This is a genomic window from Paenibacillus nuruki, assembly GCF_001721045.1.
Lineage (GTDB): Bacteria > Bacillota > Bacilli > Paenibacillales > Paenibacillaceae > Saccharibacillus > Saccharibacillus nuruki.
Map to the genome: position 1 here is coordinate 35991 of NZ_MDER01000042.1, position 13288 is coordinate 49278.

Sequence of the window (13288 nt, forward strand, 5' to 3'; positions counted from 1 at the left end):
ATAAGAACAGGCTCTTTGAAAAGAAGCCTGTTCTTATTCAGTACAGATTCATGTATCTAGAATAATAAAATTACATTTTTTTGCTTAAATTCAGTTTTTCACGACGTTGTTGTTTGCGTTCTTCTTTACGAGCTGCTTTTTTTAATTTGCGTCTAGCTACAACCATATATAAAGAAGGAACTACAAACAGTGTCAAAATTGTCGAGAAGACCAGACCGAAAATAATCGTAACTCCCAGTGGTCGGAATAGTAATTCACCGACAGTAGCGATAGGAATCATACCGACAATCGCTGTTAAAGATGTTAAAAGAATCGGGCGGAAACGAGCAGATGCAGCAGATATAATAGCATCGGTCAGCTCCATACCTTCATGCCTTGCATCTTCTATAAACTCGATCAATACGATACCATTCCGTACAACAATTCCGGCAAGAGCAATAATCCCCATGACTGACATAAATCCAATCGGCGTACGAGTGATAAATAATCCTAATATACCGCCCGCGGCTGCTAGATATACAGTTGTCATAATAATCATTGGAATTGAAAGCGAATAGAACTGAATCATAATTAAGATAATGATCAGGAAGATAACGACTACAAACAATTGACCTAAATCAGTAAAGGTATCTGTTTGACTGGACGTTGCTCCACCGACATCCCATGTGTATCCTTCAGGGAAATTAATTTGTTGTATTTTAGGTTCTAATTCCTGCATAACTTCTGTAGCTGTACGTCCATTTGCATCTGCCTCAATCGTATTCACTCGTGTTAAGTTGTAACGATCGATTTGTTGAATCGCAAATGATGGTTTCATTTCAACCACTTGTGATAATGGAATCTGAGTTCCAGCAGAGTTGGTAATACTGACTTGTTGGAATAGTGCTGTTGGACTAGCGTTGGTAGAATCTTTCATATAAAGCTTGATATCGATTAGATCTTCACCGTTATCAAAGTCACCTACACTAATACCGCTACCCATCATCAAAAGCGTACGTGTTAAGTTTTCATAACTCACTTTGTATTGATCCATAGCTTGTTTGTTTACGACAAAGTTCAAAGCATAATTTTCTACACCAATACTATCAGTGATACCGTATGTTCCTGGTGTATCAGCAATCGCAAGTTTCACTTTATCGGTTAGGCTACGAATTTCTTCCAGATCATCACCTAGAATACGGATCGATACTGCTTTACCTACAGAGACACCCAAATCTGTAGCTTTTACAGAGATACTGATACCTGGATAATCTTTTTTAAGTTGATCAGACCACTGTTCTGACGCTGTAGCTACATCGAGCTTATGTTCTTCACCGGTGACTAGAATCTGTCCAGTTGTGACACCACCGCCACCTAGACTAAGGTTGGTAAACAACTGAGGTGCACCGCCGCCAGAAGCATAAGCTATATTTTCAACACCTGGCTGTTTTTTGACCCATTTAGCAACACCTTTTACGACTTCATCTGTTTTCTGTAAAGAAGTACCTGTAGGCAACGATACATTGATCGTTAACTGAGGATCAGATGAACTTGGGAATAGCTCGACAGGTGTAAAAGCAGCTAACCCGTAAGCAAGTGTACTCACAATAAGCCCTGTTAAAGCCACAATTAATGGACGTTTTAGCACTTTAGGCATTAATTTTTTAGCATAGCCATTAGTTAACGATTGGATTTGTTTACCTAATAGTCCAGCAGGTTTTTCTGTGCCATGTGTTTTACCTTGTTCATTACGACGCTCTTCATACCATTCACGGAAAATAGGAATGATCGTTAATGCCATAATCATCGAAGCTAACATACATAACGAGATAATGGTTGGAATCGGACGAATAAATGATCCCATATCGCCTTCAAGTAGCATCAATGGAGCAAAAGCTGCAATCGTTGCTAATGTAGCTGTAACGATAGAGATGGATACTTCTTTGGTACCATTGACTGCTGCATCTGTCGGATTTTCTTTGAGTACGGTTAATCGCCGTTCAATATTATCATTAACAACAACCGCATCATCGACCAGAATCCCCAGTACAATAATAAGTCCTACAATCGTGATCTGATTCAGTGATATTCCAAGTGTAGGCAGAAGGATAAGACCTAGTGCAATCGAGACTGGAATAGCCAAAGCTACAAAAGAAGCGGTTAACCAGTTCAATCCCAACATACAAATGATAATAACAGCCAAAATAGCAATTAACATTTCACGAATCAAATCATTAAAGATACGATCTACTTCTGTTTTTTGAGCAAACAAGGAAGTAAGTTTGATATTAGCAGGCAATGTTTTTTCAAGTGAAGTCATTTTTTCTGCTACACGCTCATGCATGGTAGGTACATCAGAACCTGTTTCACTACTAATATCAAGCGAAATGGCAGGTACACCGTTGTAATATCCTAAGTATGTTTCTTTATCGGTAATCAATTGTACATTTGCGATGTCTTTAACATAGACAGGAACACCGGCTTCGGTTTGAAAAACAACAATGTTTTTGAGGGAATCTACATTATGAGATTCGTCTACAGTTAATTGATAAGTACGGGATTCGTATGCAATATCACCTGTAGGTACACGGTTATTTTCAGACTGGATCGCTTGCATAACCGATTCCCACGAAATGTTATACTGTTTTAACTTCGCCATATCTGCATCAACTCGTACTTGTTGATCGGGAATACCTTTGATCGCTACATCGGTGATACCCGGTACAGAACGAAGTTGGTCACGCCATGTGTTCATAAGATCACTTAAAGCATAAATGTCTTCTTTTGTTTTGCCATACAAAGCAAAAGATTGCACAAAGGTTTGTGTTAAGTTGTCATTGACAATAGGCGTGTTTGCATCAGCAGGAAGTTCACCTTCAGCATCCTGTACTTTACGACGCAATTCACTCCATGTATCTTTTGCATCTGCCGCTGGTAATGCTTGAATAATAATGCTGGATACACCATTACTTGAAGTAGAAGAAATGGTATCGAGATTAGTAACTTCTTTAATTTTTTGTTCTAATACTTTGGTAACCGTCTGCTCCATTAATTCTGGAGTTGCACCCGGATAAGTCGTCGTTACTGTTGCTGTTTTGATAACGATATCGGGCATTAATTGTTTAGGCAACTGCAATGCACTTACGATACCAAACAGAATAAGCATGATAAAGAAGACAAGCGTAATTTTACGCTTTTTGACGATATATTTGATCATTTAGCGGTCGCCTCACTTACTGTAAGGGCATCTCCATTAAATAAACGGTCCGCTCCTTGAGTCACCACCTGATCGCCTACTTTTAAGCCTTTAGTAATCTGATAACGATTATCGTATAGATTACCAATTTCAATAGGGGTTTGAACGGCTTTACCATTTACATTTTTAAATACATAAGGTTCAGATCCTGTACTAACGACTGCCTCTACAGGAATTGCGATTCCTTTTAATGAAGCGGCTTGACGTGAAGCTTTGACAACCTGACCTGGTTTCCAATCGAGTTTAGGGTTATCAATGGTAACTTCTGCATTAATAGAACCTGTATTTTCATTGGTTGCAGGATATAGCTTCGTTACTCTACCTGTACGCGTCTCATCATAAAGGTTCAAGCTAACTTGTTGTCCAACTTTCCACTTACTGATTTCACTATCTGCGATAGGAAGCAACACTTTAAGTTTGTTAATCTCACCTAGAGTAAACATAGCTGTTCCAGCAGTAACCGTTTGTCCGTTAGAAATCGTTTTTTCTAAAACGACACCAGATACTGGAGCGGCAAGTCCTACTCTTGATAAGTTCAATTGAGCGGTTTCTTTAGCGATAACAGCTTGCTCATAACTAGCTTGAGCTTGACTGATACCGGCATTGGCTTGTTCGATACCCGCATTGGCTTGTTCAATACCTGAATTGGCTTGTTCTACACTAGCTACAGCACTTTGACGACCTACTTCTGCTTCTTTTACTGTAGAAGCCGCTGCTGCACGATCAGAAGCACTTGCTCCTTCTAATAGAAGAGAAAGTTGTTCTTTCGCATCGTTAAGACTGTCTTGTGCAGTTGCAAGAGTCGTTTGCGCTTGCTCATTTTCTTGCTGAGTTAATAGACCATTTTGAAATAATGTTTTGGCACGATCTGCTGCTGTTTTGGCTTGGTTATAAGCCGTTTGTGCTTTGTTTACAGCATTTTGCGATTGTGCTCTTTCTTGTGTACGTGCTCCAGCAGCTACGCCTTGTTCACGTACTTTAGCACTTTGAATCTGTGCATCAGCGGATGCGATACCTGCTTGAGCAGCTTGTTTGGCGGCTTGCGCATTACTGAGGGAAGCTTGCGCGCTGGTAAGAGAAGCTTGTGCATTGCTGAGGGAAGCTTGGGCTGCAGCAACACTTTGGTTCGCATTGTCGAGGTCAAGTTGTAAATCTGCGCTATCTAATTGGGCTAAACTTTTCCCTTTTGTAACCTGATCTCCAATATCGGCATTCACTGAAGTGACTGTTCCACCGATTTTAAAAGAAACAGGGGTCTCATCATATGCTTGTAGTGTGCCTGATAAGTCATAGACCGCATCTAATGTTACTTCTTTGACGGCTGTGACTTCGACGCTACTACTTGCCGGCTCCACTGCAGCTTTCTCTGTCGAACATGCTGTCAAACTAACAGCTAACAGAATCGCTGTAAAGGCCGTTGGCCAGCTTTTTTTCATAGTTACAGTATCCTCCTCTGAACTCACCAGTTTAATTTATACTCTATAGTTCATGGCTGAATTATAGATTGTTTATACGATGCTTGTCAATTGTATCAAACTAAATTTGAAGAGACCTCAACCTCTGGATGTAGATTTGAAATGGATAAATTAAATCGGAGAGTGGATGCTTATTTTAATTGGAATCATATTGTGAATATTGTGTGACGGATGGTAAGATTGTAGTATCATAAGATATACAATATATGGAAGAGTAGGTGAGACACTGTGAAAACGACAGATCCTTACGATCCAGATCAGAGGAAGAATAATAGACCTAATCACAAACTTCATTATATAGATACGAAGCCTGCAATGATGAAGGAAAAAATACATCTTTCTATTGCTGCGTTTATTTTAGTAGGTGTAGTGGTCATATTGTTAGAGTGGACTTAGCCAAGCAGGCTATTATTTAATAATTTTATTTCAAAATAATGTTTAAACAAGGATTACGTATATGTCATTTAAGGTATATAATATAGAAGTAGGGTATTGGAACATTTATATAAGTAAGAAAGTGATTTTTTTCAACAGAACTTATTTATAATTATAAATGATTTATTGAATTGTAGTTGATTTATTTTGTTAGTAATGCTAAATTAATTTTATTAGCTATACTAAATGTTTTTGGCAGAGGCATTCATTTGAGATTGGAATTATGGTTTTGAATATATGAAAAGAGGTAATTTGGATATGAAAAAAGGAATCGTCGGCGCTTCTCTTCTGGCTATGGTGCTTGTTGCATCACAACCATTAACAATGGCGCACGCTGCAGATGCAATCCCAACTCCAGTAGTGACAGACACAACAGCAACACCAGCATCACAATTAACGATCTCTGGAGCAGGCGAATTGAAAAAGCTTGATACTTTGGATCTAAATACAGTTATTAATTTAGCATTAAATGATTCATACAATCTAGCACTTCTTCAATTAAAATATAAAGTGTTGGATCAACAAAATGCGAGCCTAGGTGTGAACCTTGTTGATTTGAACAACAGTTTTAATATTCAAGCAGGTAACGGGTCTCCTGTATTGCATGTTCCATCTGATAATAACAGTGGTACAGATTCAGGTGTAAATGGTGACGATCCACAAAGTGGTTCTGTTACTACGGCAAGTCCTGCATTAAAAGCAGCGAACACCGTTAGTGCTCAAACAGATGAACCTACTCCAGCACCAACAACTGACAACAGCGGATCTGGATCTGCTGGTGCAGCTGCAACTGATCCTGCTGATCCCGCAGATCCTGGAACACCGGCTCCTGAACCATCCAAACCGGATCCAAGTGATGCTTATGAGCAACAATTGAAAGAACTTCAAAATGCTGTAGGTAAAATTTCGGATGGACTAAACAAAAGTGCAGCAGCTCAAAACACACAACTTGAAACTTCTCGTAAAACATTAGAGAAAAATATCAATAGCTTGGATACTCAAAAAGAAAATACTGAACTTCAAATTAATGAAGCTAGAGAAGGCATCAAACTTGGAATGACAGGTCAATATGTACAGTTATTGGCAAGTCAAAAACAAGTCCAATTGTCTAAAGATTATATCGATGTATTGACTCGTGATGTACAACGTGCTCAGACATTACAATCTCTAGGATCAGGTACACAAGAAGATATCGATAAAGCTAATCGTGCTTTGTTAGCTGAAAAAGATAACTTAACGAATCTTGAAGATGCATACCAAAAAGCGTTAATCACTATTTCTTTCGATCTAGGTATTGAATATAATCCAAATATTCAATTAACAGATATCGATGTAACTGTAGAACCAGTTGCTAAGAAAAATGTAGATGCGATCCTATCTTCTTCATACCAAGTACAGACGCTTGCTAATGGCATCGTTCAAGCTCAATGGGAAGAAGATAATCAAGATAAAAATGCAGCTAATAGCTTTGACGAGCAAGCAACCAAAGCAAATACTGAAATTGCTAGACAACAATTATCTCAAGGCAAAATAGATTTGGCTAAATCTATCGAATCCAGTTACACAGATGCAGATACAGCATACAAAAGTGTTGTAACAGCACAACGTACAGTAAGTGATGTAACATTGGATAATACCAATATGCAGATTCGTTACAATGCTGGTGTCGTAACAAAATACGATTTTGATAAATTCCAATATCAAGTGCATGTCGATCAAGTGAAACAAGACTTGGCTAAATTGCAATTCTATGTACAACAAGCTAAAGTACAAGCAATGGAAAATGGATATATCGCAGCTTCTTCTAGTTCTGCCGCTGCTGGTGCTTCCGGTGGCTCATCTGCTGCTAGTGCAGGCTAAATCAGTATTGTTTTCAAATAAAAGCCTATCCTTTTAGTACAGGATAGGCTTTTTCTTTTTTGCTTATTCAATTGAAATAAATCCTATACATATGATAGAGTACTAAGCTTCCGAAGCGCCTTCTGTCCATTCGCTTAATTTGCGATCAGAGGGAAGTAAGAATGTAATGACTCCAAGTAGTGGTAAAAAGCTGCATAACTGCATAACATGTGATATACCAATTTTATCAATCCAGTTACCCACAATCAATGCACCAAGTCCGCCTAATCCAAAAGCAAGCCCTGTAATTAATCCAGATACAGTACCGATTTTGCCTGGAATCAACATTTGAGCATAGACGACAGTAACTGAAAAGCTAGAAATAAGAACAAAACCGATCACAGCTAGCAATACACCGCTCCAAAATAAATTAGCATAAGGTAGGATTAAAGCTAAAGGAGCGGAACCTGCCATGGATACAAAAATTAAATTTCGTTTACCAAAGCGATCAGCTAGTGTTCCACCAAAAAAAGTGCCTAAAGCTCCAGCTGCTAAAAAAAGAAAAATATAAATCTGCGCATCGCCTACACTCAGTCCAAAACCTTCAATCAGATTAAAGCTGTAATAACTCGCAATTGACGATGAATACCACGAACGTACAAATACAAGTGAAATCAAAATAATCATCGCAAAAGCTATTCGATTTTTCAGTTCAGGACGTATTTTTCCAACGTTACGATGTTTTTTAGCAAAGCTTTCACTACGAATCGTGCGTCCATACCAGCGTGCAATAAAGATTTGCACAATAATACCTGCGGCTGCGACTCCTGTAAATCCGATAGCACCAAATTGACCATAAGGCACAAAGATCAAAGAAGTCAGCAGTGGAGCCAGTGATTGTCCTGCATTTCCACCGACTTGGAAAATAGATTGTGCTAATCCTCTTCGATTGCCTGCTGCCATGTGAGAAACTTTAGAACCTTCAGGGTGAAAAGTAGCCGAACCCAAGCCAACAAACACGACTGCTAATAAAACAGCAGAATAAGAACTTGCATAAGCAAGTAATAGCATTCCTGTAAACGTAAATCCCATTCCGATCGGTAACAATGCAGGCGTAGGGCGCTTATCTGAAAAGAGTCCTACAACAGGTTGCATAATCGAAGCGGTGAAGTTAATTGCAAAAGCGATCCAACCAATTTGCGTATAGCTGAGACTCATTGTTTCTTTCAAAATAGGAAAAATGGCTGGAATGACTGACTGCATCGAATCATTAAATAGATGAACAAGGGAGATCGCAAGTAAAACCCCGAATATGGTCTGATTCGCTGTAGAACCGGGAGAAGCATTGTTTATCTTTTTGGTGAGTGATGGCAACGACATGTTCGTAATACTCCTTTTTTCAGTATGATATACACGTTGTAACGCAAAAAAACCTTCTAGTTCATCACTAAAAAGGTACTGAGTCCAAAAAAGAATCACACGGCGATCATCTTTTCTGTCTCGGTCCCAAACAGGATCAGAGCAGAAAATAAGGTAAAGTCAGCTTGAATGGAAAATACATATGTATTGTATAGCTATTTGTAAAGCTAAAAGTACCATTCGGATCTACCGATATCGTCTTTTTATCAGTATATCAGAAATGACATACAGGTTCATTCTAGAAATAAAATAAAATAAAACGTATCTACATCTACAAGAAAGTAGACATAGATACGTAGAATATAGATCTGATGCATTTAAATATTGAGCAATCTAGCTATTGTTTGCGGTTTGAACAGTTTGGCAAGTTCTTCTTGAGCTGTTAGATAGACCATACCATTTCCTTCTAGACGAGGAGAATCACCGAGAGGAATCGTACGTTTGATCAATTGCGCATAAAGCTCAGGTTCTGTTAACTCTCGCTCAAAGCTTTGATTTGCGATGACTTTGATCAATGCCATCGCACCGGAGACATGTGGAGTAGCCATAGACGTTCCGCTAAGTGTGGCATATTTGCCATCCAAATAAGTAGATAATATATTTTCACCAGGGGCAACCAAATCTACTTCATTGTTAGAATTAGAAAATTCAGAAGACTGGCGGTTGAGGTTAATGGCGCCTACACTAATGACTTCATTGTAGTAACCCGGATATCCGTATTCATCTGTATTTGAATCGTTATCACCTTCATTACCGGCAGCACAGATGACTAGAATATTGTTATTCACTGCTTTTTGAATCGCTTCATGTAATTCAGGCACATCCTTAGGGCCACCAAGCGACATCGAAATAATATCTACTTTTTGCTCAATAGCATATAGGATTCCATTGATAATCCAGTCGATTTGCCCGGAGCCGTCTTTATTTAACACTTTTCCAATCAGTAAATTTACTTCTGGAGCTACACCGACAACACCTGTATTATTTTGAATGGCTGCAATTGTGCCCGCTACATGAGTACCATGACCATTATAATCTTCATAGATATCAGGGTGACTCTGATCATCATCTGTAAAGTTACGCCCGTTGCGAATCCGTCCTTGCAGATCAGGATGATGAGTATCACAGCCTGTATCGAGGATAGCGATAGTGACACCTGCACCTTTGGTGATATCCCAGACCTTAGGTGCTTGAATCATTTCTACACCAGTAGGTGTTTCGGTGACCTGTTCTGCATGAGCAATCACTTCATAAGGAATAATACGCATTTTACGTTCCATGTTTTGCCCTCCTTCAAATCATATCGGATCAGATCAACAACAATAAAGCTTGAAAGCTTACTTGCATGAACGAACGATAAAGTAGGACGGAAGCATAAATCAAAAGGATATATTCGAATATAGATACAGTGTAACAACAATACATCATCCAACACAGTTGCTATAGCCTTAGAAATACCATTTCTTTTATCAATAAATATACAAAAATTGTTAAAAAATGACGAATAAACATACAAAAAAAGAGCCTACCTATTCTTATTAAAAAGAAAGGTAGGCTTAGTATAGGGAGGGTATAACAGGTATTTCCTAAAAATATCATCAAACACTAAAAAGTGTGTTGATTTAATAAGCACCTTCAGCAGTCATAATATCGCGTTCCAAGTTCGGAGCTTCTAGATTAGCTTTTAAATAATCTTGATCATGTGGAAGAGCTAATTGAAAATCTTCACTGCTACATACTGAAATCGTGCAATGATCCACGATAAAGTCTAATACGTGACCACCACCATTACGTTCATCATTGATAAAGTGTAAGTGATATCCAGCCACACCAATACCTTGAGCAAATGCTGGTGTCCAGAAACCTGCAATCACTCCGCCTGTATTTGGAAAATGGAAAGAAGGCTGTGACTTGGTCACTTCGATAAATGGTTTGTACGGTTTTTCTTGATGGGGAACGGTTCGTGTATTGACTTCACGGAACTGCCCATCAATACGAATCGCATGAAAAATATTAGGACTCGCTAATAGATCATCTAATACTTTTTCCAATTGTTGACGGTTTAACGTACGGTTAATCTGGAAAGTCTGTTCTTCTTCAAAAAAAGTAACGGTAGAGAACGGTGTACTTTCTTCCATACTGACTTGCTTGGCACTACCATCTGGATAAAGATGATAAAATTTACCGTCAAAAGCGATCATTTCACCATCCAGTTGATGAAAAGTACCGATCCCAAAATCACCGTGTTTTTTGAGTTCACCAAAAGTGACTGAACCATCATACATACCACTGAGTAAAGCAATCATAGTTGAAGCTTGATAAATCACGTGATTTCCCATTTCGGTCTAGCTCCTTTTTTGAATAAAATCCAATCGATCTATTGTTCTAAATAAAAGATGTTTATCTCATAAGTCTAATTAGTTGATCGCATCAGGTAATAATTTCTCGCCTAATTTGATATTGTCTTGATAATCGATCGGTACATCAACTACAACAGGTCCTTGATGTGCCATCGCTTGGCGAAGTACACGTTCTAATTCTTCTGGATGATTAACTCGTAGCCCTAGAGCACCGAAGCTTTCAGCATATTTTACAATATCGACTTTACCGAAATCGACTCCGGAAGTACGACCGTATTTCATGACTTGTTGAAAAGCAACCATATCGTAAGCTCCATCACGCCATACAATATGCACCAATGGAGTATTCAAACGGACAGCTGTTTCTAGTTCCATCGAAGAAAATAAGAATCCACCATCACCCGAAATCGAAATCACTTTCTCATTCGGACGAACCAATGAAGCACCAATCGCCCACGGCAGTGCCACGCCTAACGTCTGCATACCGTTACTGAACAATAGGCGACGAGGTTCGTAAGAACGGAAGTAACGTGCCATCCAAATGTAATGGGAGCCAACGTCGCAAGCTACAGTCACTTCGTCGCCGATCATCCCACGTAATGTTTTCATAAATTCTATCGGATGAACGAGATCAGGATGAGAAGAGTGGAATCCTTGACCATCTTGTTCTAATTTGTGATGTAAGCGTGCAAGCACGTCAAGAGACTCGGCAGGAAGTCGCAACCCCTCCAAGTGTGTAGCTAAAGCTTGTATATTCAATGCAATATTACCGATCAATTCGCTTTGTGGTTGATAATAATGATCAATATCGGCTTTGCGATTATCTAGGTGGAACACTAATCGTTGACCTTCTTGATTCCATAAATGAGGATCATATTCGATTGGATCATAGCCGACGGTAAGCACCAGATCAGATTGCTTGAGTAGTAGATCGCCCGGCTGATTACAGAACAATCCTACTCGGCCTAAAAAGTGTTTTTCCAGATCACGCGAAATCGCGCCTGCCGCTTGGAACGTTTCTACTACAGGAATATCGGTATCACGAATCAAATCACGAATCGCTTGCGTCACTTCAGGGCTACTTGCTTTCATCCCTAGTAAAATAACGGGTAATTTTGCTTCACGAATCGCTGAAGCTACTTCATCAATCAGATGAGTCGGTGCTGTACCCAATTGAGGAGTATGCATCGTATGGAAATTGAATTTTTTGGCTTCACTCACCAATACATCCATCGGTAGACTAACAAAAGCCGCGCCCGGTTGAGAAACAGAAGCTTCACGGAAAGCATTCGTGATCGCTTCACCTACATTGTTAGGATGTTCGACTTCTACACTGTATTTGGTTATCGGTTCGAATAAGCCAGCATTATCCATCGATTGGTGAGTACGTTTGAGGCGATCTGTTCTGGAGACTGCACCTGCAAGAGCAACTACGGGATCACTTTCGGCATTTGCTGTCGCAAGCCCTGTGACTAGATTAGATGCGCCTGGACCTGAAGTCACTAGACATACACCAGGTTTCCCTGTTAAACGACCAATAGCGGCTGCCATAAAAGCAGCATTTTGTTCATGACGACATACGATTAATTCAGGACCTCGATCTTGTAGAACATCAAAAACGGCATCAATTTTGGCTCCTGGAATCCCAAATATATATTTAACCCCTTGAGCGATAAGGCTATCGACAACTACATCAGCACCTGTGGTTACCTTTGTTTTCGCTACGTCGGTTGGATTCGTTGTTTTAAGTTTGGTTTCTGTACTCAATCTGTCCATCTCCTTTTCTGTGTATGAAAATAATCATTTTCTTTTCTGTACTTTCTTGTAAGTATGGAAAAGAGTACATAATCTATTCTATTCCCAAATAAAGTAAAATCAACTGTTAAAATTTTAAGTATTTATATGGAAGCGATACCAGTAATTAATCTATGAACGATTTGAAAATCACAGAATATAATTATAACGAAATTTAAAATAACGCTTTCGTATCAATGTTTTGAAATAAGGAAAATGTATAAATACCAGATTGTTGATATAAAATTAAATGGAAATTAATGATTGAATAAGAAGTGAATAATTTCCAGATTAGAAATGCGGAGAAGATCATATGTAGGTCTATGACTGTAAGGATAGGGGTTCATTTGTAATTATAAGAATGATTTTTATATTAAAATTTTTGTATATGAAGAGGTAGCGGTAAAGGTATAAAACCAGATTGTTCATCTAGTTATTCCGACTAGATAGATGGGCTTTTATATGATTATGGAAGTAAGGCAGAGGATTAAAAGAGTAAAATTTAAAAATAATTTGGATTGAAAATATTTTTAGTATATTTTGTGAACATACAAAAAAGCTTCATCTCATTCACCAAGATGTGAACTAAAATAAAGCTTTTGGTGTACTAAATATTGAATATTATTTTGAAATAGTTAAGTAGTAAGATAGATATTTATTTCAAATCTATCGTTATTATTCTGGGTTATAATCTGCATCTTTTTCATTAGAGCGATAATGATATGAATTAT

The 13288-nt window shown here is 38.5% G+C and carries 7 protein-coding genes; 1 reads left to right on the forward strand and 6 read right to left on the reverse strand.

Going from position 1 to position 13288, the window contains the following annotated elements; genetic code table 11:
• Positions 1-70 precede the first annotated feature (70 nt).
• Positions 71-3196 (reverse strand): efflux RND transporter permease subunit, encoded by a 3126-nt coding sequence (locus PTI45_RS12130; RefSeq protein ID WP_069327853.1) that lies wholly within the window; start codon positions 3194-3196, stop codon positions 71-73.
• Complete coding sequence (locus PTI45_RS12135) at positions 3193-4671, reverse strand: efflux RND transporter periplasmic adaptor subunit (RefSeq protein WP_069327854.1); 1479 nt, start codon at positions 4669-4671, stop codon at positions 3193-3195. The genes PTI45_RS12130 and PTI45_RS12135 overlap by 4 nt, the downstream gene beginning before the upstream one ends.
• 732 nt (positions 4672-5403) lie before the next feature.
• On the opposite strand from PTI45_RS12135, the gene PTI45_RS12140 reads away from it, so the two are divergent.
• Positions 5404-7005: a TolC family protein gene (locus tag PTI45_RS12140; RefSeq protein ID WP_069327855.1), complete on the forward strand. Its 1602-nt coding sequence runs from the start codon at positions 5404-5406 to the stop codon at positions 7003-7005.
• A gap of 102 nt (positions 7006-7107) precedes the next feature.
• On the opposite strand, the gene PTI45_RS12145 is transcribed toward PTI45_RS12140, so the two are convergent.
• The 4 genes from PTI45_RS12145 to alsS form a co-directional block, all read right to left on the reverse strand.
• Positions 7108-8364, reverse strand: coding sequence for an MFS transporter (locus PTI45_RS12145; protein ID WP_069327856.1), 1257 nt, complete (start codon positions 8362-8364; stop codon positions 7108-7110).
• 356 nt (positions 8365-8720) lie between these two features.
• The gene (locus tag PTI45_RS12150; protein ID WP_069327857.1) at positions 8721-9683 is read right to left on the reverse strand and encodes a S8 family peptidase; all 963 of its coding nucleotides are present in this window, start codon (positions 9681-9683) and stop codon (positions 8721-8723) included.
• A 342-nt stretch (positions 9684-10025) separates the two neighbouring features.
• On the reverse strand, positions 10026-10742 hold the full coding sequence (gene budA / locus PTI45_RS12155) for an acetolactate decarboxylase (RefSeq protein WP_069327858.1): 717 nt from the start codon (positions 10740-10742) through the stop codon (positions 10026-10028).
• Positions 10743-10820: 78 nt separating this feature from the next.
• Positions 10821-12539, reverse strand: a complete 1719-nt coding sequence (gene alsS / locus PTI45_RS12160; RefSeq protein WP_083243501.1) for an acetolactate synthase AlsS — start codon at positions 12537-12539, stop codon at positions 10821-10823.
• Positions 12540-13288 lie beyond the last annotated feature (749 nt).